This is a genomic window from Exiguobacterium sp. SH5S4 (assembly GCF_004337045.1).
Classification (GTDB): Bacteria; Bacillota; Bacilli; order Exiguobacteriales; family Exiguobacteriaceae; genus Exiguobacterium; species Exiguobacterium aurantiacum_A.
On the sequence record NZ_SJUQ01000001.1, the window covers coordinates 53,610 to 79,800 of the forward strand.

Below are 26,191 nucleotides of genomic sequence, written 5' to 3' on the forward strand. Positions count from 1 at the left end.
TTTCATGCAGAGGTGGAATCACTATGACAGAAGAAAAAATCTATGACGTCATTATCATCGGGGCCGGTCCAGCCGGAATGACGGCGGCACTTTACGCGTCGCGTGCCAATTTGTCGACACTTATGATCGAACGAGGCATCCCAGGTGGGCAGATGGCGAACACGGAAGATATCGAAAACTATCCAGGTTACGACAGCATTCTCGGTCCTGACCTATCTCAAAAAATGTTTGACCACTCGAAAGCGTTCGGTGCGGAATACGCGTATGGCGATGTCCAAAGCATCTCGGACGAAACCGAATATAAAGTCGTCCACGCCCATAACCGTGACTACAAGGCACGCGCCATCATCCTTGCTTCAGGGGCGCAGTATAAAAAAATCGGCGTACCGGGCGAAGAAGAGCTCGGCGGCCGCGGTGTATCCTACTGTGCGGTCTGTGACGGTGCGTTCTTCAAAGGGAAAAACTTGTTCGTCATCGGCGGCGGCGACTCTGCTGTCGAAGAAGGCGTGTTCTTGACGCGCTTCGCGGACAAAGTGACGATCGTACACCGTCGCGATGAGCTACGGGCGCAGAAGATCCTGCAAAAACGTGCGTTCGACAACCCGAAAGTCGACTTCATCTGGAACCATACGTTGAAAGAGATCGTGGAAGCAGACGGGAAAGTCGGCGGGGCCCGTCTCGTCAGCACGATCGACGGCACGGAGTCGGAGCATGAGATCGATGGCGTGTTCATCTACATCGGCATGAACCCGATCACTGGATTCGTCAAAGACCTCGGCATCTTGAACGAGCAAGGCTATATCGTCACGAACGAAGCGATGGAGACGACGATCCCTGGGATTTTCGCCGCCGGAGACGTTCGTGACAAGACGCTCCGTCAAGTCGTCACAGCGACGAACGACGGGTCGATCGCCGCTCAAAACGCGCAACATTTCATCGAGGGTCTCCTCGAGAAATTACAAGAACAAAACGCGTGACCAAGGCAGAAGGGATTGCGGGCAACCGCAATCCCTTCTCTTTTTTTCGGGCGTTCGTTATACTGAGGATAAAAGAGAGCCGAACACACGGCTCGGTTGTCAAATTTAAGGGGGCGTCAGCGACATGGAAGACTTTAAAGGATTAGAAGAATTGATCATCATCAGCGGGATGAGCGGGGCCGGGAAATCGGTCGCGATGAATAGCTTTGAGGACCTCGGCTATTTTTGCGTCGATAACTTGCCACCGGTACTGTTGCCGCAACTGATCGATGTCATCAGTTCGGTCCGTCCGAAGATCGCGGTCGCGATCGACACGCGTACGCCGGACTTCATCGATAGCCTGTTCATCGTCATCGATGATCTCGAACAAAAGAACGTGCACCCGCATCTGCTCTATCTCGACACACGGGACGAAGTGCTCGTCCGTCGTTATAAAGAGACGCGCCGGTCGCATCCGCTCGCCCCGGAAGACGCACCGCTCGTCGGCATCAAGATGGAGCGTTCGCTGCTCGAAGGGTTCCGTGACCGGGCCCACACGCTCTACGATACGAGCGACTTGAAGCCACAAATGCTCAAAGACCGGATCTTGCTCCAGTTCAACGAGGAGCGGATCCCATTCACCGTCAACTTCATGTCGTTCGGCTTTAAGCACGGCGTACCGCTCGACATCGATTTATTGTTCGACGTCCGCTTCATCACGAACCCGTTCTACATCCCGGAGCTAAGGCCGCTCACCGGTCAGACGGAAGCAGTCCAGACCTACGTCATGTCGCATCCTGAGGCGCGGGCGTTCTATAAAAAAGTGATCGATATGCTCGAGTTCCTGTTGCCGCAATACAAGCGGGAAGGGAAAGCGCAAGTCGTCGTCGCTTTCGGTTGTACGGGCGGGAAACACCGCTCGATCACGTTCGCTGAAAAAGTATCGGCCCATTTCGCCGAGCGCTACAACGTCAAGACCGTCCATCGTGACCTCGTCCACGCGACGAAGGAGAAGTAAGATGAGACGCGAGAGAAAAGTTGTCGCCATCGGTGGCGGGACGGGTCTATCGACGCTCGTCCGTGGTCTCAAGCATTATCCGCTCGCGATCACGGCGATCGTCACGGTCGGGGATGACGGTGGCAGCTCGGGACGGCTCCGCGACGAGTTCCATATGCTACCGCCCGGGGATATCCGTAACGTCATCTTGGCGTTATCGGAAGTCGAGCCGCTCATGGACCGCATCTTACAGTATCGGTTCGACAGCGGCTACGGGCTCGAAGGTCATTCACTCGGCAACTTGATGTTGACGGCGGCGACACATATTTGTGAAGGGTCGTTCGTCAAGGCGATCGACGTGTTGTCGCAGCTGTTGAACGCCCAAGGGAAGGTCTTGCCCGTCACGGAGACGCTCATGACGCTCGCCGCTGAATTTGAGGACGGGACGATCGTCAAAGGCGAATCAAAGATCCCGCTCGTCGGAAAAGCGATCAAGCGCCTGTTCTTGCTTGAAGAAGGCATTAAAGCAGCACCGGGCGTCGTCGAGGCGATTGAACAGGCGGACGTGATCGTCCTTGGTCCGGGAAGCCTGTATACGAGCATCATTCCGAACTTGTTGATCCCGGAAGTGCGCGATGCCATCGTCCGGGCCGGCGTCCCGATCGTCTATATTTGTAACGTCATGACGCAGCCGGGTGAGACGCAAGGTTACGACGCGATGCGGCATTTGAAGTCGGTCGAGGCGTACCTCGGGAAGTCGACGGTCGATACGATCGTCGTCAACAACGAACCGATTGAAGATATTTATTTAGAGCGCTACCTCGAAGACGGATCGGAAGAAGTCCGGTTCGATCGGAAGAAGCTCCGCAACTATGGCACGAACGTGCTCGCCGGGGACATCGTCGACTATAACCGGGACTATATCCGTCACGATTCGGACGCGATTGCCGGACTCGTCATGCAACGCGTGCTGCGGATCAAGAAACCACGCTCGTACCAGGAGCTTGAACTGAAATAGCAGGAATGGAAAGGAGGGGACCGAGATGAGCTTTGCCTCAGAAGTGAAAAAAGAACTGACGCAACTCGACGTCACCGATGCCGAGGCGAAAGCGGAATTGTCCGCGCTCGTCCGCATGAACGGTGTCATCTCGCTCGCTTTAGGACGGGGGATGACGCTTGACGTCTCGACCGAGAACGCCGCGATCGCGCGCCGCATCTACTCCCTCATGAAACGTCTGTACGACCATCACTTGGATCTGTTCGTCCGGAAGAAAATGCGGTTGAAGAAGAACAATGTCTACATCGTCCGTGTCTCGCAACGCGCCGAGACGATGCTCCGTGACCTCGAGATCCTCGGGGAGAACTATGAGATGATCCGGACACTCAACTCGGATATGACGCGCAACCAGAACCTGGCCCGCGCTTACTTGCGTGGTGCGTTCCTCGCCGGGGGATCGATCAACCATCCGAAGACGTCGTCTTACCATCTAGAGGTGTACAGTCTGTATGAGAACCATAACCAGGCGCTCCGTGACCTCGCCAACCGTTTCGGCTTGAACGCGAAGACGCTCGAGCGAAAAAAAGGGCATATCCTCTACATCAAAGAGAGCGAGAAGATCTCCGACTTCCTTAAACTGATCGGGGCGACGCGCGGCATGCTCGATTTCGAGGACGCCCGCATCATCAAAGACATGCGCAACTCGGTCAACCGGCTCGTCAACTGTGAGACGGCAAACTTGAACAAGACGGTCGGGGCGGCGCTCCGGCAAGTCGAGAATATCAAGTATCTCGAACGGACGGTCGGGCTTGAAATTTTACCGGTCAAGCTCCGCGAGATCGCCGAGCTTCGGGTCACCCATCAAGACGTGTCGCTCCAAGAACTCGGGGAAATGCTCGAGACGGGACCGATCTCAAAGTCGGGCATCAACCACCGGCTTCGCAAAATCGATCAGATTGCGGAGAAAGTTCGCAGCGGCGAAGAAATCGGGTCATCTTGACACCGGTTGCGCCAAAAGCATTCTTCCTATATAATTAGCAATTGTGTATAGGAATTTGAAATGTAAACTAAAGGAGCTTCAACATTATGTCGAATGCAAAGAAAAGACTCTCGCTCACGATTGACGCTGAGCTAGACCGGGTCATCACGGACCGGGCCAAAGAAATCGGGATTCCGAAAAGTGCGCTCGTGACATTCGCGACAAGCCTCTTCCTCAACCAGTTGCGTGCTGAAGAGATGTTGTCAGGCGATACGAACGCGATTTACCAAGTCATCCGTAAAGACTATGAACTGCTCACGAGCGTTGATAATTTAAGTAAATGAGAAAAGGGCTGACCGCGGTCAGCCTTTTTTGGTTGCATCCGTCACGGAAATTTGGAATAGTGGAGTTACTGAATTGGAATGGAGGTCGATCCTATGGGACAAGCGAGCCAACTCTTGCTCATTTTATTATTACAATTACTATTTGTACCGGTGCTCACGCTTCGGACGATCATGCTCGTCAAAGGGAAAACGGTGATTGCGGCCATGTTCGGGACGCTCGAGACGCTCATCTACATCTTCGCGCTCGGTATCGTCTTTCAAGATTTGACGACGCTCGGGATGATCGTGTATGCGGTCGGGTTCGGGCTCGGTATTCTTCTCGGCGGTTTCGTCGAGCGGAAACTTGCGATCGGCTACAACATGATCCAAGTCCACACGCAAGAGTTTCCGGCTGAGCTCATTCAAAAGATGCGCGACAGCGGTTACGGTGTGACGCACTATCAAGGTCAAGGCCGTGATGGAACGCGTTATCGTCTTGATGTCTTGGCGGCTCGGACGCGGATGAAAGAATTGCGCCAAATGGTCGAGGAGTATGAACCGAAGGCGTTTCTCGTCGCGTTCGACCCGGTCGATTTTAAAGGTGGATATATGTTGAAAGGGCTCCGACGCCCGAAATGAACGGAAGACTCACGAAAGTGGGTCTTTTTTTTGTGGAGTGGGGAATAGACAGGGAAAGGAGATGAGCGTGTTGAAGCGAAAAGGGCGATGGGTGTGGGTGATCGGGTTACTGGTAGTCGGGGGAGGATTGCTCGCGATATCCCTTTGGAAAGCAGAATCGTCGCTGCGCCCGCCACTGCCGACGGTCCGGGTCGGTTCAGTGACCGCCGAAGTGAGACAGTCGACGTTCTGTTGGTCCGATCAGGGACAAGGGGTATGTGAAGACCATGGGTTACCGGGAGCGGACGACCTGCAGCTCGTCCCGGTCAAACCGGGTGCTGAGATCGACGTGACGTTCCACGCCGAGCCGTCGAACTTTTCATTCAATCAGATTGTCGACGGGGAACTCGTCCCGTCCGAGCAAGTCGTTCCCGATGAACCGGGCGTCTATTTGTTTGAGACGGGCGGGGACTGGGCACAAGGCGACAGCCGTTACGTGTTCGGCGTCAAGGTCGAAGAGTAAATAAAAAACCCATTCTCCGCTGAGAATGGGTTTACGTGTTAACGTGTCATGACTTTATCGATGAGACCGTAGTTGCTCGCCTCATCAGCTGACATGAAGTAGTCGCGCTCTGTGTCGCGCTCGATGACTTCAAGCGGCTGTCCTGTGTTGTCGGACATGATTTGGTTCAACTTCTCACGCATCTTGATGATCCGTTCAGCGTGGATTTTAATGTCCGACGCTTGACCTTGTGTTCCGCCGAGCGGTTGGTGAATCATGATCTCCGCGTTTGGAAGCGCGAAGCGTTTACCTTTTTCACCGGCTTGGAGCAAGAAGGCACCCATCGATGCGGCCATTCCGATACAGATTGTCGATACGTTCGGCTTGATGAAGTTCATCGTGTCGTAGATCGCCATTCCGGAAGTGATCGAGCCACCCGGGCTGTTGATGTAGAGTGAGATGTCCTTATCTGGGTCCTCAGCTGCAAGGAAAAGAAGCTGGGCGACGATCGAGTTGGCGACGTTGTCGTCGATCGCGCTTCCGAGAAGGATGATCCGGTCTTTAAGCAAGCGTGAGTAAATGTCGTACGCGCGTTCCCCGCGACCTGTTTGTTCGATAACTGTTGGAATTAACATTGAATTTGCCTCCTTGTATGTATCGTGTAAACCTATCATAACCGCTATAGTCAATGTTGGTCAAACGGTTAAGCTTTCTAGCCTATATTCCACGATTAAACAGCAATAAAACTTTTAAGTATGACTTAGCTATCTTTCCTCAGTAACCTAGACTTCACTTCAGTTTTGAGAGACTCGAGGTATTGCGTAAAAGCGGATTGCCCAGAGTAAGACAAAAATAAAAATTCTTTGGCGCGAGTCATTCCGATGTAAAGCAATGCCACTTCTCGTTCGACATCACTTTCATATTTGAAAGGCATATTGTCAACATTTACAATGAACACGGCTTGAAAATCTAACCCTTTACTACTATCGATCGTGCTAATTTTTACTAGTTGATCATCTTTTGAGAAGTTTCGTTTAGATTCACTGTTTTCAGTTATCCAGTAATACCCGATTTGTTGTTTATTTAAAGCCCTGCTCAGCACATCCACATAATACATGGTCGATAGTTTCTGAACTCGATATAAGATTATCATTTCCGAGTAAGGGATTTGTTTTTCAACGTGTAACTTTTTAATTTGACGGGCAACAATATCTGCTTCTATGAAAAAATTATCGCATTTAACGATGGCAGGCTCTACTCCACGTCGTCTTGTGCTCTGAGGTGCGATTATTTCACCGTCTAATTCTTTAGAAACTACTTTATTTTTTAATTTTGATTGCGATTGGTAAAAATCCCAAGCGAACTTTACGATTTGGGCCGTATTGCGGTAATTGATACTTAATATTTTAGATCGTCCTCGGAAATCCAGACCTGTGTCTTGTGCATAGCTTCGTTTACGTTTGTAAATGGATTGCGCGCGATCTTCGACAAGGAGGAGTGATTTTGTTTCTGGATTAAGAAGCTCACTCGCGAGCTCTAGCCATTCGGGTTCGAAATCCTGACCTTCATCAATCAAAATTGCGTCGTACATTGGCAAAATCGTTTCATTTTTTCGAAGTTTTTCAATCACGTGTGGTAACGACTGCTCTGAAAACTTTAAATCATGTTTGAGCCATGCGTGGAAGTTACGTATTTGAACATGGTGATCTCTTCTTTTTTCAGGATCGAAGTCGAATAGATCGTCCGGTTCGAGCATCATTTGATTGACCATCTGTTCAATGAAACGTGCAAGTGAAATATTGTAACAAAGGATTAAGATGTTCCAGTCGGGATGTTGTCTCGATAGTAACTTAGCACGACTCGCCAGAATCAACGTCTTCCCACTTCCGGCAACACCACGAATTAGCCTATTTTGATCCCCCAACTGTTTCGCCAAGTTTTCTTGATGTAAATCCATGGCACGAATATTGTGAAGGGAAAGTAGCAACTGGTCTTGATATTGTGCGGTTTTTTTGAACTCGGCACTAATTCTTACTTCGGGGAACAAGTGATATCGAATAGCGTCAATATCATCATGGGTGAGAGGGGTCCGCAGTCGATAGGGGACGGTAAACATATTTAATATTTTTTCGATCAGCACAGTCTCTGAAAAATCATCGTCATCAGGATTTATTTCGTCACGTGTAAAAGAGAATGAAGGGTCAATGACATTATAAAGTCCATGACGTATACATTCATCTTGATTTAGCCTGGTGAACACTACCCCAGAACCGTAAGGGAATTTTAAAGATGATGTGTATTTCCCTTCTGCTTGTATCAAATTTTGATCACGTTTAAGAACATCAACGATATGAAACATATTTTCTCGTGCTTGAACGAAAGGACTTTTTATTTTTTGCTGTTTGCCGTCTGTAGGTGTGATGATCCATTCATCGTTTGTTAATTGAAATAATGTATTACGAGTGTAGTCTTTCACTTCTAGCACTAATAGCCCTAAGTCCGGTCCAATGATTACGAAGTCAGGTCGTCGGCCAAGAATGCTAGGCTCGAAATAGACAATATAGTCATCAGGAAGATAGTGCTTTAACGTACGAAACACTAAGCGCTCTCCTGACGTTGCAGAAGTACGAATTGTTTCAGGAACAGATAAAGCCATCATGTACACCTCAATCACATTTATTTCTTTAAATATACTACATATAGTAATTAATGATATACGATGGATTTTTATTGGTAATAAAACAAAAAAAGACGAAGGCAATTTGCCTTCGTCTTAATAAGTAGATACACCCGGAGAGATTTGAACTCCCGACACCTGGCACCGGAAACCAGTGCTCTATCCCCTGAGCTACGGGTGCATGTTCTCTGACACGATTTATTATACAATTGTTTTTTTGAAAAAGCAATCCTGTTGTTATGTCTTTTTTTGCAAGCGCGTTCGGCGACCATTCGTTACAATTAGAAGTGAGAGGGGTGTGACCGATGCAACGGCAAGAACAGCGTCAACTGCAGAAGCTTCAGCTGACACAAGACATGGTCCGGCGTCTGCCGGTTCTTGAGGCGGACCGGGTCGCGCTCGAGTGGCAGCTCGTCCGGTTGGCTAAACGAAACACGCACGTCACAACGGGCGGTACGGTCGAATGGATTGCGGAGGCGGCGGGCGGTTTTGAAGCACGGCTATTTGAACAGATTGACGAAGTAAGCGGGACCGAGGCCCAAAAGCAGCTTCAAAAACAACTCGTCATGGCGCTCGACCATCGCGGTCTACTTCCGGAGACCGATGCCGTCCTCGCGAAGCGATTCGGTGTTGAGATGGCGGACGTCGATTTGGCCCGGCGCGCACTGTTATTTTTAGAGCCGACCGGGATCGGTGCGGCTTCAGAACATGACTGCCAATACCGTCACGCGATCGAGCATGACGATCCACACGTGCTCGACGTGTTCGAGGCGCTTGACGCAAAGGTCGAGCATGTGGCGGACAGGCTCGGGATGACGACCGACGAATACGAGCGAATCAGCCGAATCGTCGCCACGCTCCCGAGGACACCGATATTATATGAAGAAACCGAGCATATTCTGCCCGAACTCGAGGTCGTCGTTCAAGACGGGGAACTCATCACGACGTGGTTCAGTCCGATGATTGACTTGGACGTCGGTTCGGACCGGGAGGCGAAGTGGTGGCAAGAGACGCTCGCGATGCGCGCAGAGACGCTCCGCTCTGTGTGGGCCGTCATCGAGCGACGCCAGGCGGACTGGCTCCGCGGCCAGCTCGTCCTGCATCCGCTCACACGAAAAGAAGTCGCCATCGAGATCGGCAAGCATGAGTCGACGGTCGGCCGCGCGATTCAAGGCAAGTACGCCAAGACCGCTTGCGGCGTGATGGAGTGGCGTCACTTCTTCGTCCGCGCCACGTACCACGGCCAAGCCCCGTTCATGATTAAACGGGCGCTCGCCGAGCTGATCCAACAAGAGACGGCGCCTTTGAGCGACCAGGCGCTCACCGATGAGCTGGCCCGGATCGGCTACACCGTGACGCGGCGGACGGTCGCGAATTATCGTGAGGCGCTAGGTTTTGGCAACTCGCGGGAGCGGGAACGACAGTTATGGAAAGGGGAGACGTGACATGGTACTGACGTTATATCGCCGGGAGAACTGCTCGCTTTGTGAGGAGGCGCTCGTCATGCTCGAATGGCTACAGGAAGATTATCCGTTCGAGCTCGAGCAAATCGACATCACGGGCGACGCGTTGCTTGAAGAAAAATATTTATTTGAGATTCCCGTCGTTCTACATGAAGGAACCCTTATTAGTCAAGGGCGATACGATGACGAGAAAGTTGAAGAATTTGTTAAGTATACGCTTACATCGAAAAAAAACGTTTGAAGGGGTTGCCAGACGGTAAGGTGATTGGTAAGATGAACTCGTAGCGGTGGGACGTAAAAATAAAAGTGGGACAATTTTTGTCCACACTTTAAGTCGAGGGGGAATGAGCATGATCCAGCAACTGATTCAAGTTCAGAAGCAAATCGTCCCTGACCTGCTCGACACGCTCCGACATCGTTATGACATCTTACATTATGTCCGGCTCATGCAGCCAATCGGCCGCCGGACGTTGGCCACTAGCCTCGGGCTGACGGAACGAATCTTAAGACGAGAAGTCGACTTTTTGAAAGACCAAGGTCTTCTCACAGTCGCGACCCAAGGGATCTCACTTACAGAATCGGGCCGAAACGTTCTCAGAGACTTGCACGAGGTCATGGGAGAAATCCTAGGGATTTCACAAATCGCACGAGTTCTCGAGCAAAAACTAGGCGTTCGCCAAGTCGTCATCGTACCGGGAGATTCGGACGAGACGTTCTGGGTCCAGCGAGATATCGGTCGGGCCGCCGTCACGCAACTAAAAGCGCGACTGGCACCTGACGACAATATCATCGCGGTCACAGGCGGGACGACGATGGCATCGGTTGCGGCAATGATGTCGCCCGATAAAAAAGAACGACCGATGCATTTCGTGCCGGCACGCGGCGGACTCGGCGAAACGCTCGAGTTACAGGCGAACACCGTCTGTTCTCGAATGGCGGACCGGGCCCATGCCGACTATCATTTACTCCACATTCCGGATGAGGTTTCACAAAAGACGTTTGAACGGATGGTGGAGGAACCAAGCATAAAAAATGTGCTGGAAATGATTAGAGCGGCTCGAATAGTGGTACATGGAATTGGTGAGGCCGAAACGATGGCAAAACGTCGTCACGCCACACCGGAGCATTTGCGGATGATCGAACGGCACGAAGCCGTCGCCGAAGCGTTCGGATATTATTTCAACGCAGAAGGCGAAATCGTTCATCGGGTCAAGACGGTCGGCATCCAATTAGAGGAGCTCGACGACATGGACACCGTCATCGCCGTCGCCGGAGGAAAGTCAAAGGCACAAGCGATTGCCGCATATGCGAAACATAGGCCGAACATCATCCTCGTCACAGACGAAGGTGCGGCCACAGAATTATTAACTCGTTATTAAAGAGTTGACCCCCGTTGGCTCTTCTAATAAATAGCTTCTACCCTAAGGAGGAAATTAACTATGACAGTAAAAGTTGGTATTAACGGTTTTGGACGTATTGGTCGCTTGGCATTCCGCGAGATCTTGAAGAGTGAAGGCGTCGAGGTTGTTGCAATCAACGACTTGACTGACACGAAGATGCTTGCTCACCTTCTCAAATATGACACGACACAAGGTCGTTTCGACGGAGAAGTTGAAGTACACGACGGTCACTTCCTCGTAAACGGCGAGAAAGTCGTTACACTTGCTAACCGCAACCCAGAAGAACTTCCATGGGGCGAGCTCGGTGTTGACATCGTTCTCGAATGTACTGGATTCTTCACAGACAAAGAAAAAGCGGAGCTTCACTTAAAAGCTGGCGCGAAAAAAGTTGTCATCTCGGCACCAGGTACAGGCGACATGAAGACAGTCGTTTACAACGTTAACCACGACATTCTTGACGGTTCAGAAACAGTCGTATCGTGTGCTTCATGTACAACGAACTGCTTGGCGCCAATGGCACAAGTTCTTAACGACAAATACGGTATCGTTGAAGGCCTCATGACGACGATCCACGCTTACACTGGCGACCAAAACACGCTCGACGCTCCACACCCTAAAGGCGACTTCCGTCGTGCACGTGCGGCAGCAGTGAACATCGTACCGAACACAACTGGTGCGGCTAAAGCGATCGGTCTTGTTCTTCCAGCACTCAAAGGTAAACTTGACGGTTCAGCACAACGTGTACCAGTCGCAACTGGTTCATTGACTGAGCTCGTAACAGTTCTCGAGAAAAAAGTTTCTGTTGACGAAATCAACGCAGCAATGAAACAAGCTTCGAACGAGTCATTCGGTTACACTGAAGACGAAATCGTATCTTCTGACATCGTCGGAATCACTTACGGTTCACTCTTCGATGCGACACAAACGAAAGTCATGACAGTCGGCGACAAGCAACTCGTTAAAACAGTTTCTTGGTACGACAACGAAATGTCATACACTGCACAATTGGTTCGCACACTCAAGCACTTTGCTGAAATCGCGAAGTAAGTTCGTGAACTAAATAGAACCAAATAGGAGCGGAAACAAGAGATTGTTCTCCGCTCTATTTATGAAATTTAAACGCACGACATATGGAGGCGAAGTTTATGAACAAAAAGTCTATTCGTGACATCGATGTAAAAGGGAAGCGCGTCTTTTGCCGCGTTGACTTCAACGTTCCAACTAAAGATGGCGTCATTCAAGACGAGACGCGGATCCAAGCAGCTATTCCGACGATCAAGCATTTGATCGACGGCGGCGCGAAAGTCATTTTGGCGAGCCACCTCGGCCGTCCAGGTGGCGAGAAGAACGAAAAATACTCGCTCGCACCGGTTGCAAAACGTCTAGGTGAACTACTCGGCAAAGACGTCCCGCTCGCTGAAGAAGCGTACGGTCCAGTTGCAGAAGAAGCCGTTTCAAAACTTGGTGAAGGTGACGTCGTCGTTCTCGAAAACGTCCGTTTCTACCCTGGTGAAACGAAAAATGATCCAGAACTCGCTAAAGGCTTTGCGGCGCTCGCTGACGTCTTCGTCAACGACGCGTTCGGTGCGGCTCACCGTGCCCATGCCTCGACGGAAGGGATCGCGCAAAACGTCGACACGGCGGTTGCTGGTTTATTGATGGAGAAAGAACTTGAAGTGCTCGGCAAAGCGCTCTCGAACCCGGATCGCCCGTTCACGGCTATCATCGGCGGTTCGAAAGTTGCTGACAAGATCGGGGTCATCGACCACCTTCTCGACATCGTTGACACGCTCATTATCGGTGGCGGACTCTCGTACACGTTCTCGAAAGCACTCGGGAACGAAGTCGGAACGTCACTCCTTGAAGAAGACAAGCTCGACCTCGCTCGTGAGTTCATGAAAAAAGCAGAAGATAAAGGCGTGAAGTTCTTGTTGCCGGTCGACGCTGTGATTGCGAAAGAATTCGGCGAAGAAACATACGTCGGACCAGTCGATATCGACTCGATCCCTGCGGATCACATGGGTCTCGACATCGGACCGAAGACGGTCGAAATTTACGCGGAAGCGATTCGCGAATCGAAACTTGTCGTTTGGAACGGACCGATGGGCGTATTCGAACTCGATAAATACGCTAACGGAACGAAAGGTGTCGCTCAAGCACTCGCAGACAGCGACGCGTATTCAATCATCGGTGGTGGCGACTCAGCCGCGGCAGCAGCCAAGTTCGGCCTTGCTGACAAGATGAGTCACATCTCAACTGGTGGCGGCGCTTCACTCGAATTCATGGAAGGCAAGAAACTTCCAGGCGTCGAAGCGTTGAACGACAAGTAAAACTGAGGAGGATTATCGATGCGTAAACCGATTATTGCAGGTAACTGGAAAATGAATAAAACTCTCTCGGAAGCGGTCGCTTTCGTAGAGGAAGTTAAAAACAATATCCCGTCAACGGACAAAGTTGACGCGGCGATTGGTGCACCAGCAGTATTCTTAGCCCCAATGGTAGAAGCGGCTAAAGGATCGAACTTAAAGCTTAGTGCGCAAAACATGTACGACAAAGACAGCGGGGCATACACAGGTGAAACGAGCCCGGCGATGATCGCCAACCTCGGCGTCACTTACGTCATCCTTGGACACTCGGAGCGCCGTGAATACTTCGGCGAGTCAGATGCGTTCATCAACAGCAAAACGAAAAAAGCGTTCGAACACGGTCTTACGCCAATCGTTTGTGTCGGTGAAACACTTGACGAGCGCGAAGGCGGCAAGTTCGAAGAAGTCATCAAGACGCAAGTCGAAGGTGGCCTCGCCGATCTTTCAGCTGACCAAGTCAAACAACTCGTCATCGCGTACGAGCCAGTTTGGGCAATCGGTACTGGCAAATCAGCGGACGAAGCAGACGCGCAAAGCTCATGCAAATACGTTCGCGACGTTGTAAAAGGCCTTTACGGTGAAGACGTGGCGGCTGCGGTTCGCATCCAATACGGCGGTTCAGTCAAACCTGAGAACATCAAGGAGTATATGGCTCAAGAAGACATCGACGGCGCACTCGTCGGCGGTGCCTCACTCGAAGCTGCTTCGTTCCTCAAGTTGTTGGAGGCGATTTAAATGGCAAGACCTGTCGCCCTTATCATCTTAGATGGTTTCGGTATGCGGAACGAAACGTTCGGTAACGCGGTCGCTGCGGCGAACAAACCGAACTTCGACCGTTACTGGGAGACGTATCCACACACGCTGTTAAATGCGCAAGGTGAGTACGTCGGTCTCCCGGAAGGTCAGATGGGCAACTCGGAAGTCGGTCACTTGAACATCGGTGCCGGCCGGGTCGTCTATCAGTCACTTTCACGCGTCAACAACGCCATCAAAGACCGGTCGCTCTTCGACCGTCAAGCGATGAACCATTTGGCGGGACATGTGAAGAAGTATGATTCAAGCCTCCACATCATGGGGCTCGTCTCAGACGGTGGGATCCATTCCCACATCCAGCACATGTTCGCCATCGTCGAGTTCGCGAAACTCCACGGCATTGAAAAAGTATTCATTCACGCTTTCACGGACGGCCGTGACTGTGATCCGAAATCAGGTGCAAGCTTCCTCGAACAGACGGAAGCGAAGCTCGCTGAACTCGGTGTCGGTCAAGTCGCTAGCGTGTCTGGACGTTACTATGCGATGGACCGCGACAACCGTTGGGAACGCGTCGTAAAAGTTTACGACGTCCTCGTCAACGCGAAAGGCGAAGTCGGAACGAATGCGGTCGACGTGCTCAACAAGTCGTACGCAGACGGTTTGACAGATGAGTTCGTCTTGCCGACGGTCATCGAGAAAGACGGTCAACCGGTCGCGACGATCAAAGACAACGACGCGATCATGTTCTTCAACTTCCGTCCGGACCGGGCGATCGAACTCGCGAAAGTGTTCAAAGAGAAGACAGGCTTCAAAGGGTTCGAGCTCTCGAGCGCGCATCCGGAGAACGTCTTGCTCGTCTCGATGACGAAATTCTCGGATGAGATCGATACGGATATCGTCTTCCCGCCGGAAGATTTGAAAAACACGCTCGGCGAAACGCTCGCCGCGCAAGGGTACAAACAGCTCCGCGCCGCGGAAACTGAGAAATACCCGCACGTCACGTTCTTCTTGAACGGACAACAAGAAACACCGTTCGAAGGTGAAGATCGCTTCCTCGTCCCGTCGCCGAAAGTAGCGACGTACGACTTGAAACCGGAAATGAGCGCATACGAGCTCACAGAAGGTCTTCTCGAGCGCATCGAATCAGACACGTACGACGCGTATATCATCAACTACGCGAACCCGGACATGGTCGGCCATTCCGGCATGCTCGAACCGACGAAAAAAGCGGTCGAAGTCGTCGACGAATGCCTCGGTAAAGTAGTGGACGCACTACTCGCCAAAGGCGGCGCGGCGATCATCACGGCGGACCACGGGAACGCTGACCTCGTCACGAACCCGGACGGCTCACCGATGACGGCCCATACGACAGAACCTGTACCGTGTATCGTCACGAAGCCAGGCGTTGAACTGAAACCAGTTATGAAAGGTTCGCTTTGCGACCTCGCGCCGACGCTCTTACACCTCCTCGGAGGAGAGCAACCGGCTGAAATGACCGGTACGTCAATCGTTAAGAAGTAAACTACATTTTCCAAACAAAAAGGAGCGATTTTTATGTCAATGATCACAGAAATTTACGCACGCGAAATTTTGGATTCACGCGGTAACCCAACAATCGAAGTAGAAGTATTCACAGAAGACGGCGGCTTCGGTCGTGCCCTCGTCCCATCAGGCGCATCAACTGGTGAGCACGAAGCAGTAGAGCTTCGCGATGGCGACAAGTCACGTTACCTTGGTAAAGGCGTACTCAAAGCCGTTGCTAACGTAAACGACACAATCGCACCTGAACTCATCGGCTACGATGTCTTCGACCAAAACGCACTCGATGCGAAAATGATCGAGCTCGACGGTACGAAAAACAAAGGTAAACTCGGCGCAAACGCGATCCTCGGTGTCTCAATGGCAGCAGCACACGCAGCAGCAGACGAGCTCGGCCTTCCACTTTACACGTACCTCGGTGGATTCAACGCGAAGACGCTTCCAACTCCAATGATGAACATCATCAACGGTGGTTCGCACGCTGACAACAACGTTGACTTCCAAGAGTTCATGATCATGCCTGTAGGCGCGCCAACGTTCCGCGAAGCGCTCCGCATGGGTGCAGAAGTATTCCACGCCCTCAAATCAGTTCTTTCTGGTATGGGTCTTAACACAGCTGTCGGTGACGAAGGTGGTTTCGCACCAAACCTTAAGTCGAACGAAGAAGCGATCACAGTTATCCTTGAAGCGATCGAAAAAGCTGGTTACAAAGCTGGCGAAGACATCTACCTCGCAATGGACGTTGCATCGTCTGAGTTCTACGACAAGTCGACTGGCAAGTACGAACTCGCTGGCGAAGGCAAGTCAATGACAACTGCTGAGCTCGTAGACTTCTACGCTGAGCTCGTTGACAAGTACCCAATCATCTCAATCGAAGACGGTTGCGACGAAAACGACTGGGACGGCTTCAAATTGCTCACTGACAAAATCGGTCACAAAGTTCAGCTCGTTGGGGATGACCTCTTCGTAACGAACACTGAGAAACTTGCTGAAGGTATCGAAAAAGGCATCTCGAACTCGATCCTCATCAAAGTTAACCAAATCGGTACGCTCACAGAAACATTCGACGCGATCGAAATGGCTAAAAAAGCTGGCTACACAGCAGTTATCTCGCACCGTTCTGGTGAAACAGAAGATGCGACAATCGCTGATATCGCAGTTGCGACAAACGCTGGTCAAATCAAAACTGGTTCACTTTCACGTACAGACCGTATCGCGAAGTACAACCAACTTCTCCGCATCGAAGACATGCTCGGCGATGTAGCGAAATACGACGGCATCAAGTCGTTCTACAACCTCAAAAAATAATTGATTGATTGTTTCAGGTCCGCCTTATGGCGGGCCTGTTTTTTGTTGTCGACACTTCATCCGACGGTGGGACGCTTTCCTGGGGTGATGCGGATGCCTCCGCAGCGCCTTCGCGCTTTACGGGGTCATCCTTGCATCACTCTCCCCAAGGAGTCGCCCACCGTCTGATTCCGTTGACGTCAACTCGGACCGGTTATTTAAGCGTTGGATGCGAGTAACAACGAGACGAATTTATGTTCCAAGTGACACCGTCCGAGCGGCACTGCTAGATTGCCTGCAGACAACAGCGGTGGCGGCTTTACACACGTATGGACGATTGAAAATGGTCGTGACATGTGTCACGGCCGTTTTGAGCGTGCGTGAAAGTCGGATTTTTGGGTATAATCATCTACATAATGATAAAAGGGGATAGGTCCATGAAACGTGTACGCAAAGCCATCATCCCAGCCGCTGGTCTTGGCACGCGCTTCTTGCCGGCGACGAAGGCGATGCCAAAAGAGATGCTCCCGATCGTCAACAAGCCGACGATCCAGTTCATCGTCGAGGAGGCGGTCGCCTCAGGGATCGAGGACATCATCATCGTGACCGGGAAGAACAAACGTGCCATCGAGGACCATTTTGACCGGGCCATCGAGCTCGAACAAAACCTCGAGTCGAAAGGGAAGACCGAGCTGCTCGAGTCGGTCCGCCACTCGTCAAACCTCGCCAACATCCACTACATACGCCAACAGGAGCCGAAAGGACTCGGCCACGCGATTTGGTGTGCCCGCAAGTTCATCGGCGACGAACCGTTCGCCGTCCTTTTGGGCGATGATATCATCGAGGCGGAAGTGCCGGCGACACGCCAGCTCATCGAGCAGTACGAGATATATGAACGCTCGATCATCGGGGTCCAACGTGTCCCGTATGAAATGACGAATCGATATGGTATAATTGACCCGCTTGCCGTCGAAGGGAAGCTCATCCCGGTGCGGACGTTCGTTGAGAAACCGCCCGCCGGGGAAGCACCCTCGAACCTCGCCATCCTCGGCCGCTACATTTTGACGCCTGACGTCTTTGAGGCGTTATCGGCCCAAGAGATCGGTACCGGGGGCGAGATTCAATTGACGGACGCCATCGCGCGCTTGAACGAGGCGCAGACGGTGTTCGCCTACGAATTTGACGGCCGTCGCTATGACGTCGGGGAACCGATCGGCTTCATCGAAGCGACGATTGCCTACGCGCTTCGCGACCCAGATTTAAAAGCCAACGTCCATGAGCTGTTAAAACGGTTCGTGGACGAACTCGAACAACAGTAAGGTGTGTTATTTTTGAAAACAATGTTAATGGTGTGTCAAAACTATTATCCGGAGATCGGCAGCGCCGGCAACCGGATGCAAAATATTACGCATCTCATGAAAGAACGCGGCTACGAAGTCGAGGTCATCACGGCCGCGCCGTCGTATCCGAACTTCAACTTGTATAAAGACGACCGGTTCTGGAACGACGTGGAGCTGAACAACCAACCGTTCATCAAGCGGTTGATCACGAAACAGCGCAAGCATACGTCGAACATGTTGAGCCGGCTCGCCTTGTTCCTCGAACAGATGATCAAAGGTGTCGCCGCCGTCAGAGCACTCGATACGAAACCGGATGTCGTCTTCGCGACGACCCCGTCTTTTTTTATGGCGTTCGTCGGGGTGTATGCGAAGCGAAAACATGGCGTCCCGTTCGTACTTGACGTCCGTGACCTGTGGCCGGAGTCGGTCAAAGGTGTCGGTGTGTTCAAGTACGACTGGATGCTCACGCCCGCGTTTTGGTTCGAGAAGCGGCTCTACAAGTCGGCCGATGCGATCATCATCAACTCGGAAGGCTTCCGCAGCTATTTGCGCCAACGCGGTGTCGATAACGGCATGATCCACTATATGCCGAACTCGATCCGTGTGAGCGAGCGCAACTTGGAGCGGACCGTTCCCGAAGACGACCGGATGGAGATTTTATACGCCGGCAACATGGGGCTCGCCCAGGACGTGTCGCTGTTGCTTGAACTCGCGGAGCGGTTCCGCGACGAGCCGCGTGTCCACTTCAAGCTGATCGGCTACGGTTACCGGAAGAACGAACTGAAAGAAACGATTAAAGCCCGCGGGTTCAAGAACTTCCTCTTCCTCGAGGCGATGCCACGGACGGAGGCGTTCCAAGCGATCAAAAACGCCGACGTCGCGTTCGTCAGCCTGATCGACCAAGACGTGTTCGATACGGTCATCCCGGGTAAATTAATCGATTATATGGCGGTCGGCAAACCGATCGTCGCGGCGGTGTCAGGCCATGCGGCGAATGTCATCGAAGCGGCGGAAGTCGGCTACGTGTCACGGAAGCGTGATATCGACGAGATTGAACAGTCACTCCGGACATTGCTCGATCGTGCGGACCTGCGCGACAAGTTCGGGGCGAACGGCATCCGTTACGTGAAAGACAACCTGTGCTGGGAAAACAATATACACGTCCTCGACGACGTGATCGAAAAGTTATTGATGGAGGAACAACGATGAAGGTATGTATGTTTGTTTGGAACCACTTTACGAATGACGCCCGTGTCCTTCGCGAATGCTCGGCGCTCGCCGAGGCGGGGTACGAGGTCGACTTGATCGCGTTGCAAGACCCTAAAAATAAAGCACTCCCGGCCGAAGAGATGCGCCCAGAAGGTTTCCGCGTCATCCGTGTGAAACGTCAACCGTCGATTCTCGTCAACGGGATGAAGGCGTTGAAATCAGTCCGGACGTGGGTGTCGGAGAAGAAGACGCGCCAACTCGGGGCCGGTCTCGTCGGGGCGGGATTAGTCATCCTCGCGCCACTGACGATGCTCGGTCTCGGCGCGGCAGCGGGTGCGATTTTGCTCCCGCCGGTCCGTAAAAACATCGTCAACGCGAGCGCGATGCTCGAGATGGTGTTCGCCTCGACGAAGAAGTCGTACGACTTCTATCACGCGAACGACTTGAACACATTGCCGCAGGCGTTGATCGCCGGCAAACTCGTCAATAAAGGCAAGATCGTCTACGACTCGCATGAGGTCCAGACCGACCGGACCGGTTACGGCTACATCCAAAGTAACCTCGAAGGCTGGTTGTTGCCATACGTCGATTCGATGATGGTCGAGAACCATACGCGTGCGGCGCACAACGAAGAGTTGTACGGTTTCTATCCGTACGTGCTCCATAACTATCCGTTCTACCGTCCGCTCGACTTCTCGCTCCGGAAAGACTTGCACGCCTTGCTCGATTTGCCAAAAGACGAGAAGATCTTGCTCTATCAAGGCGGCGTCCAAGCGGGACGCGGTCTCGAACAACTCGTCTTGGCGGCGAAAGACTTTAAAGAAGGCACGCTCGTCATGATCGGCGACGGGAAATTGAAGCCGGTCATCAAACAGATGATCGAGGACGAAGGCGTCAGTGACCGCGTCAAGATGATTGATAAAGTGCCGGTCGAGGCGTTACCGTACTATACGATGAACGCATATCTCGGTTTCCAGGTCTTGAACAACGTCTGCTTCAACCACTACTCGGCGTCATCGAACAAGCTGTTCGAATACTTGATGGCCGAAGTGCCGGTCGTGTCGTGTGACTTCCCTGAGATCGAACGTGTCGTCGCCGGCAACGACGTCGGTGTCGTCGTCGACTCACACGATCCACAATCGATTGCGGCAGGCGTCAATCGCCTGCTCGAAGATCAAGAACTTTACGCCCGTGTCAAAGAGAACACGAAGACGGCGCGTGAGAAATATAACTGGGATTTGGAAAAAGAGGCACTCTTGAACGTCTACGAAAACGTCGCAGACCGCAAGTTGCCGATTATGAAAGACGGTGCGCCAAAGCCAGTACAACGTTAAGACTGCGGCTTTTGCCGCGGTCTTTTTTATATGCAAAATGGAAAGGGGATTTTTTATGAAACGTCAGCAACAACATCTTTTGCGTCAACAAGTTTGGCAAAAACTCCAATCGATCTCATTGAAGGACATCGCCTGGATCATCGCCGGGTCGTTCATCCTCGCCTTCGGGGTCAACTACTTCACCGTCCCGAACGCCTTCTCGGAAGGCGGCCTGCTCGGGGTCACGATCATCTTGTACTACTTGTTCGGTTGGGACCTCGGCTTCACGTCGATCGTCGGGAACGGCCTGTTGTTCATCGTCGGCTATAAGTTGCTCGACCGCCGGACGATGGTCTATTCGGTCGTCGCCGTCGTCGCGACGTCGTTCTTCCTCAGCTTGACCCATAACTGGGGCAGCCCGGCCGAGGATAAACTGCTCGCGGCGATTTATGCCGGGATCTTGATCGGTGTCGGCATCGGCATGGTGCTCCGCGTCGGCGGGACGACCGGGGGCGGGGTCATCATCGCCCGGCTCATGGAGCGCTATCTCCACATGAGCGTCGCCGTCTCGATGTTCATCATCGACGTCATCGTCGTCGGGGCGTCGGGCTTTTTCCTCGGGGAACAAGTCGTGCTCTATACGCTCATCGCCATCATCATCGGCTCGTGGGTCATCGACCTCGTCGCCGAAGGGTTGAACATCCGGAAAGCCGTCACGATCATCAGCGACAAGCACGAAGAGCTCGCCGCCGTCTTGACGGAGACGCTCGGCCGCTCGGCGACGATCATCCACGGTCACGGCCATTATTCGAAGCAAGATAAGAACATGTTGTACATGATCGTCGACAAGCGCCAAGTCGGTCCGCTCAAGAAAATCGTCGAAGTGACCGACCCTCGTGCCTTCGTCGTCATCCACCAAGTGAAAGAAGTGATCGGGGAAGGGTTCAGCTACCCATCCCGTTAATTTGAAAGCTGGCGTTTTTATCACAACTTCTATATAATAAGAAGCGTGTAAAAAGAAGGAGGAACTGACTATTATGCAAACGATCGCTACAATCAGCCTGCTCGTCGTGGCTGTTTTATTGATTGTCGTCGTACTGCTCATGTCAGGTCGGTCGCAAGGTCTTGGGGCGATTGCAGGTGGCGCGGAGCAGTTGTTCGGCCGCCAGAAAGCACGCGGCTTTGACGCTGTTTTGAACCGAACTGCAGCTGTACTAGGCACATTGTTTTTCATTTTAGGATTACTAGTCGCATCACTATGATGAAAGGCTGATCGTTCTCGGTTTTTACGTGAGGCGGTCAGCTTTTGTTTTTTTGCATTATTTTTTGGGAATAATGGAAGGTATGAGGAGTTGACTTGGACGATGAAAGTGAGTGCACCGAAACCGTTCTTCTTCGAAGGCGGACCACGTGCCGTGTTAATGTTGCATGGCTTTACAGGATCGAGCGCGGACGTCCGCATGCTCGGTCGTTTCCTACAAAAAGAAGGCTACACGTGCATGGGACCCCAGTACCGGGGACATGGCGTCCCACCAGAAGAGTTGCTCGAATTTGGACCGAACGACTGGTGGCAGGACGTCCAAGACGCCTACCAGGCGTTGAAAGACAAAGGCTACGACGAAATCGTCGTCTGTGGCCTATCGCTCGGCGGCGTCATGTCGCTCCGTCTCGCTTCAGAAGCGAGTGTCAAAGGTGTCGTGCCGATGTGCGCACCGACTGAAATCGATGCCGAGGACCGATTGTATAAAGGAGTCCAGGCGTACGCCCGAGAATATAAATCAAGGGAAGACAAATCGACCGAACAAATCGAACGGGAGATGGCGGACTTCAAACCGATGCCGACACTCACCGATTTACGTGCGTTCGTCGAGGAGACGACGTCTCGGCTCGAAGATATCTTCGTACCGGCGCTCGTCATCCAAGGAGCGAAAGACCGCATGGTCGATCCTCAATCTGCACACGAGATCTACGAGGCGATCAACGCGTTCCAAAAAGAACTGCTCATGTACGAGCATTCGGGACACGTGATCACCCTCGACAAAGAAAAAGAGAAACTGCACCAGGACGTGCTCGATTTTCTCGAAACGTTAGACTGGTCAGTGTGAAAAAGGAGGTGTCACGTTGAATTTACGTGACCAACTACTAGAAATCATCCAGGCAAGCGACAAAGCGCTGACTGTAGACCAATTGACCGAGCGTCTCGCGCTCGAGTCGACGGATGCCTTTAAAGAGCTCATCCGCACCTTGAACGAACTTGAAGCGGAAGGCTTGATCGGCCGGACGCGGACGAACCGTTACGGCACGCTCGCCGTGCTCGGCCAAGCGGCCGGGATCATCTCGATCCACCAACGCGGCTTCGGCTTCTTGTCGGTCGAAGGCGAGACAGAAGACGTGTTCTTGCCACCGGACCAATTGAAAGACGTCTATCACGGCGATACGATCCTCGTCAAAAAACGCGAGGACAACCGCGGCAAGACGGAAGGCGTGTTGCTCAAAGTATTGAAGCGCGGCCTATCTGAATTTGTCGGGACGTACACGCTCCCGAGCGGTCGCCTCGACCAGTTCGCCTTCATTGAACCGGACGACAAACGCATCAACTTCTGGCCGATCGTCAACACAGACAAATCGCTCGGTGCCGTCGAAGGACACAAAGTCGTCGTCCGCATCACGAAGTATCCGGATGGACGTTTCGCCGGAGCGTGTGACGTCGTCCGTATCATCGGACATAAGAACGACCCTGGCGTCGACATCTTGTCGATCGTCTACAAGCACGGCATCCCGACGGAGTTCCCGGAAGACGTCATCGATCAGGCGAACGCCGTGCCGGAAGAGGCGGACGAGAAAGACTTCATCGGCCGTGTCGACCTGCGTAACGAGACGATCTTCACGATCGACGGCGAAGACGCCAAAGACTTGGACGATGCCGTCCACGTCAAGAAACTGAACAACGGCAACTATGAGCTCGGTGTCCACATCGCTGACGTGTCACACTACGTCAAGGAAGGCTCACCGCTCGACGTCGAGGCGTTCGAGCGCGGGACGAGTGTATATCTCGTCGACCGCGTCATCCCGATGTTGCCGCACCGCTTGTCGAACGGGATCTGTTCGCTCAACCCGCACGTCAACCGTCTGACGCTCAGCTGTGTCATGGAGATCTCGCCGCAAAACGGGAAAGTCGTCAGTCACGAGCTGTTCCCGAGTGTCATCAAGACGACGGAGCGGATGACGTATACGAGCGTCCGTGAGATCATCGAACGTGACGACGAGGAGACGCTCGCACGCTACGAGCCGTACATCGGTGAATTCGACCTCATGGCCGAACTCGCCGAAGTGCTCCGTTCGCGCCGTAACTCGCGCGGTGCCATCAACTTCGACTTCGCCGAGGCGAAAGTCATCGTCGATACGGAAGGGAAAGCAGCCGATATCGTCTTGCGCCCACGCTCGGTCGCCGAGAAGTTGATCGAGGAGTTCATGCTCGCGGCCAACGAGACGGTCGCCGAACACTTCCACAAGATGGACGTCCCGTTCATCTACCGTGTGCACGATAACCCGAAATCAGACAAGCTCGATTTCTTCTTCGACTTCGTCGCCAACTTCGGCGTGCATATCGAACGCTTCAAAGGCCAAAAAGTCGAACCGAAGACGCTTCAGAAGATTTTGAAAGCGATCGAAGGGCAGCCGGAAGAGCCGGTCATCAGCACGATCATGTTGCGCTCGATGCAACAGGCGAAGTATGACGATGTCTCGCTCGGTCACTTCGGTCTTGCGACCGACTTCTATACGCACTTCACGTCGCCGATCCGTCGTTACCCTGACTTGATCGTCCACCGTCTCATGCGGACGTACGCCTTCAACCAGGACTTGTCGGACAAGACGATCGCCAAGTACGAGGAACGTCTCAGCTCGATCGCTGAACAGACGTCGAGACGCGAACGTCGCTCGGTCGACGCTGAACGGGAGACGCAAGCGCTCAAGAAAGCCGAGTACATGGAGTCACGTCTCGGTGAAGAGTTCGACGGTGTCGTCAGCGGCATCACGAACTTCGGGATGTTCATCGAGCTCCCGAACACGATCGAAGGGCTCGTCCGTCTTCAAACGATGGATGATTACTACCACTTCGACGAGTCACAGCTCATGTTGCTCGGTGAGCGGACGAAACGTCAGTTCCGGATCGGTGACTCGGTCCGGGTCAAAGTCGACGCCGTCAACCTAGACGAGCGCACGATCGACTTCACGGTCGTCGGCATGCCGAAACGGGAACAGACGCGTCGTCGTCAACCGACGACGATCAAAGCGACGGAAGGTCGTCCGAAGAAAGACGATAAGCGCGGTGGACGCGGCCGTGACGACAAACGTCCGAAACGCGGCAAGCCAGGCAAGCCTGGACAACCGGGAAAACCGGGCCAAGCGAGCAAGCCGAGTAAGCCAGGCGAGAAGCCGAAATCGTCGCAAGGACGTTCGGCGCTTGATCTGAAGAAACAAGACGGTCAAAAACGAACAGGCGACGCGAAACGCGGAGCGAAGAAACGTCGCTGACGGGAGGGGGAGACCCCTTCCGTAATTTGATATAAAGGACTGAGTAATATGGCCAAGAAGAAAGATTCGAACGCGCTCGCGCAAAACCGAAAAGCGTCCTTCGATTATGCGATCGAAGATACGATTGAAGCCGGCATGGTGTTGACCGGGACCGAGATTAAATCGGTGCGCCAGTCGAAGATCAACATCGCCGACGCGTATGTCCGCTTTGACGGTGGCGAGGCAACGCTTCACAACTGTCATATCAGCCCGTTCGAGCAAGGGAACCGGTTCAATCACGAGCCGCTCCGTATCCGAAAGCTATTGTTGCATAAAAAACAAATCAACCAGCTCATCGGCGCACAAGGCCGGGACGGGTATACGATCATCCCGCTCAAAGTGTATCTCAAGAACGGCTTCGCTAAATGTCTCCTCGGCATCGGGCGCGGGAAGAAGAAGTATGACAAGCGCGATGACTTGAAGAAGAAAGACGCGAAGCGTGACGTCGACCGGGCACTCCGGGACCGGCAAAAATACTGACAGCGAGACCTGATTGTGGTATAGTAGTGATAATACCAATTACCACCTCGGGGACGTTATGGATTCGACGGGGGTAGGTCGGTCGTATGTGGCGTGTCGAGGGGTCGGCCTCGTTAAAACGCAAACGCCTATAACTGGCAAAACTAACACACAACTCGCAGCAGCCTAAGTGCCCTGCGGATCCTGACATCCATCGCTTGTGTGGATGATTATCAGGGTCTCAAACTAAGCAAGCTACGCTTCAACCTCGCCGTCTGAGGGCGCGAAGAAGAGATGAATCAGACTGGATGCGACAACGCCTGTTTATCGGCAGTGTCACATTGAGATCCAATAGATAAACTACACACGTAGAAGCATGCGTTACGATGCCTTCGGACGCGGGTTCGACTCCCGCCGTCTCCATTTTTTAAGCAGTCT

25 protein-coding genes, 1 tRNA gene and 1 other RNA gene are annotated in these 26,191 nt (G+C 52.6%); 24 read left to right on the forward strand and 3 right to left on the reverse strand.

The features are described from left to right. The first annotated feature begins 23 nt into the window (after positions 1–23). The 7 genes from trxB to EVJ32_RS00290 all read left to right on the forward strand — a co-directional run bounded on the left by trxB (position 24) and on the right by EVJ32_RS00290 (position 5,393). Positions 24–977, forward strand: a complete 954-nt coding sequence (gene trxB, locus EVJ32_RS00260) for a thioredoxin-disulfide reductase (protein ID WP_070328693.1) — start codon at positions 24–26, stop codon at positions 975–977. 124 nt (positions 978–1,101) lie between these two features. Beyond that, positions 1,102–1,974 (forward strand): RNase adapter RapZ, encoded by an 873-nt coding sequence (gene rapZ / locus EVJ32_RS00265; protein WP_131455831.1) that lies wholly within the window; start codon positions 1,102–1,104, stop codon positions 1,972–1,974. Between the two features lies 1 nt (position 1,975). Beyond that, positions 1,976–2,971 (forward strand): gluconeogenesis factor YvcK family protein, encoded by a 996-nt coding sequence (locus EVJ32_RS00270; RefSeq protein ID WP_131455833.1) that lies wholly within the window; start codon positions 1,976–1,978, stop codon positions 2,969–2,971. 25 nt (positions 2,972–2,996) lie between these two features. Next, positions 2,997–3,950: a DNA-binding protein WhiA gene (whiA, locus tag EVJ32_RS00275; RefSeq protein WP_131455835.1), complete on the forward strand. Its 954-nt coding sequence runs from the start codon at positions 2,997–2,999 to the stop codon at positions 3,948–3,950. Between the two features lie 86 nt (positions 3,951–4,036). Further along, positions 4,037–4,273: a hypothetical protein gene (locus EVJ32_RS00280; protein ID WP_016508644.1), complete on the forward strand. Its 237-nt coding sequence runs from the start codon at positions 4,037–4,039 to the stop codon at positions 4,271–4,273. A 93-nt stretch (positions 4,274–4,366) separates the two neighbouring features. Then, positions 4,367–4,891: a DUF2179 domain-containing protein gene (locus tag EVJ32_RS00285; protein ID WP_236634017.1), complete on the forward strand. Its 525-nt coding sequence runs from the start codon at positions 4,367–4,369 to the stop codon at positions 4,889–4,891. A 61-nt stretch (positions 4,892–4,952) separates the two neighbouring features. Beyond that, positions 4,953–5,393: a hypothetical protein gene (locus EVJ32_RS00290; protein ID WP_131455839.1), complete on the forward strand. Its 441-nt coding sequence runs from the start codon at positions 4,953–4,955 to the stop codon at positions 5,391–5,393. Positions 5,394–5,431: 38 nt separating this feature from the next. Here the strand turns inward: EVJ32_RS00290 and clpP are convergent, their stop codons facing one another. From clpP to EVJ32_RS00305, 3 genes are all read right to left on the reverse strand, one after another. Then, on the reverse strand, positions 5,432–6,046 hold the full coding sequence (gene clpP, locus EVJ32_RS00295; protein ID WP_255417547.1) for an ATP-dependent Clp endopeptidase proteolytic subunit ClpP: 615 nt from the start codon (positions 6,044–6,046) through the stop codon (positions 5,432–5,434). Between the two features lie 86 nt (positions 6,047–6,132). Further along, the gene (locus EVJ32_RS00300; protein WP_131455843.1) at positions 6,133–8,028 is read right to left on the reverse strand and encodes a 3'-5' exonuclease; all 1,896 of its coding nucleotides are present in this window, start codon (positions 8,026–8,028) and stop codon (positions 6,133–6,135) included. Positions 8,029–8,157: 129 nt separating this feature from the next. Continuing rightward, positions 8,158–8,230 (reverse strand) — tRNA-Arg (locus tag EVJ32_RS00305). Between the two features lie 124 nt (positions 8,231–8,354). Here EVJ32_RS00305 and EVJ32_RS00310 point away from each other — a divergent pair. The 17 genes from EVJ32_RS00310 (at position 8,355) to ssrA (ending at position 26,179) form a co-directional block, all read left to right on the forward strand. Beyond that, positions 8,355–9,494, forward strand: a complete 1,140-nt coding sequence (locus tag EVJ32_RS00310) for an RNA polymerase factor sigma-54 (protein WP_131455845.1) — start codon at positions 8,355–8,357, stop codon at positions 9,492–9,494. A 1-nt stretch (position 9,495) separates the two neighbouring features. Continuing rightward, entirely contained in the window at positions 9,496–9,753 is a 258-nt protein-coding gene (locus EVJ32_RS00315) for a glutaredoxin family protein (RefSeq protein WP_131455847.1), read from the forward strand. A gap of 112 nt (positions 9,754–9,865) precedes the next feature. Then, positions 9,866–10,891 carry a sugar-binding transcriptional regulator gene (locus EVJ32_RS00320; RefSeq protein ID WP_201738329.1) on the forward strand — a complete coding sequence of 342 codons (1,026 nt, stop codon included), beginning with the start codon at positions 9,866–9,868 and terminating at the stop codon, positions 10,889–10,891. A gap of 60 nt (positions 10,892–10,951) precedes the next feature. Beyond that, positions 10,952–11,959, forward strand: coding sequence for a type I glyceraldehyde-3-phosphate dehydrogenase (gap, locus tag EVJ32_RS00325; protein WP_131455851.1), 1,008 nt, complete (start codon positions 10,952–10,954; stop codon positions 11,957–11,959). Positions 11,960–12,057: 98 nt separating this feature from the next. Continuing rightward, positions 12,058–13,242 (forward strand): phosphoglycerate kinase, encoded by a 1,185-nt coding sequence (locus tag EVJ32_RS00330; RefSeq protein WP_070328702.1) that lies wholly within the window; start codon positions 12,058–12,060, stop codon positions 13,240–13,242. An 18-nt stretch (positions 13,243–13,260) separates the two neighbouring features. Continuing rightward, the gene (gene tpiA / locus EVJ32_RS00335; RefSeq protein ID WP_070328703.1) at positions 13,261–14,013 is read left to right on the forward strand and encodes a triose-phosphate isomerase; all 753 of its coding nucleotides are present in this window, start codon (positions 13,261–13,263) and stop codon (positions 14,011–14,013) included. Next, positions 14,014–15,552, forward strand: a complete 1,539-nt coding sequence (gene gpmI / locus EVJ32_RS00340; RefSeq protein WP_070328704.1) for a 2,3-bisphosphoglycerate-independent phosphoglycerate mutase — start codon at positions 14,014–14,016, stop codon at positions 15,550–15,552. A 33-nt stretch (positions 15,553–15,585) separates the two neighbouring features. Then, complete coding sequence (gene eno / locus EVJ32_RS00345; RefSeq protein WP_131455853.1) at positions 15,586–16,878, forward strand: phosphopyruvate hydratase; 1,293 nt, start codon at positions 15,586–15,588, stop codon at positions 16,876–16,878. Positions 16,879–17,294: 416 nt separating this feature from the next. Next, complete coding sequence (galU, locus tag EVJ32_RS00350; protein WP_131455855.1) at positions 17,295–18,176, forward strand: UTP--glucose-1-phosphate uridylyltransferase GalU; 882 nt, start codon at positions 17,295–17,297, stop codon at positions 18,174–18,176. Between the two features lie 21 nt (positions 18,177–18,197). Then, complete coding sequence (locus EVJ32_RS00355; protein ID WP_236639460.1) at positions 18,198–19,406, forward strand: glycosyltransferase family 4 protein; 1,209 nt, start codon at positions 18,198–18,200, stop codon at positions 19,404–19,406. Next, positions 19,403–20,740 (forward strand): glycosyltransferase, encoded by a 1,338-nt coding sequence (locus EVJ32_RS00360; RefSeq protein WP_201740678.1) that lies wholly within the window; start codon positions 19,403–19,405, stop codon positions 20,738–20,740. The genes EVJ32_RS00355 and EVJ32_RS00360 overlap by 4 nt, the downstream gene beginning before the upstream one ends. 55 nt (positions 20,741–20,795) lie before the next feature. After that, positions 20,796–21,683 (forward strand): YitT family protein, encoded by an 888-nt coding sequence (locus EVJ32_RS00365; protein WP_236636067.1) that lies wholly within the window; start codon positions 20,796–20,798, stop codon positions 21,681–21,683. 73 nt (positions 21,684–21,756) lie between these two features. Next, positions 21,757–21,981, forward strand: coding sequence for a preprotein translocase subunit SecG (gene secG / locus EVJ32_RS00370; RefSeq protein WP_012726902.1), 225 nt, complete (start codon positions 21,757–21,759; stop codon positions 21,979–21,981). A 102-nt stretch (positions 21,982–22,083) separates the two neighbouring features. After that, entirely contained in the window at positions 22,084–22,824 is a 741-nt protein-coding gene (locus tag EVJ32_RS00375; protein WP_070328793.1) for an alpha/beta hydrolase, read from the forward strand. Positions 22,825–22,840: 16 nt separating this feature from the next. Next, on the forward strand, positions 22,841–25,255 hold the full coding sequence (rnr, locus tag EVJ32_RS00380; protein WP_131455861.1) for a ribonuclease R: 2,415 nt from the start codon (positions 22,841–22,843) through the stop codon (positions 25,253–25,255). A 48-nt stretch (positions 25,256–25,303) separates the two neighbouring features. Beyond that, positions 25,304–25,774, forward strand: a complete 471-nt coding sequence (gene smpB, locus EVJ32_RS00385; RefSeq protein WP_070328710.1) for an SsrA-binding protein SmpB — start codon at positions 25,304–25,306, stop codon at positions 25,772–25,774. Between the two features lie 49 nt (positions 25,775–25,823). Beyond that, positions 25,824–26,179, forward strand: a transfer-messenger RNA (tmRNA) gene (gene ssrA, locus EVJ32_RS00390). Positions 26,180–26,191 lie beyond the last annotated feature (12 nt).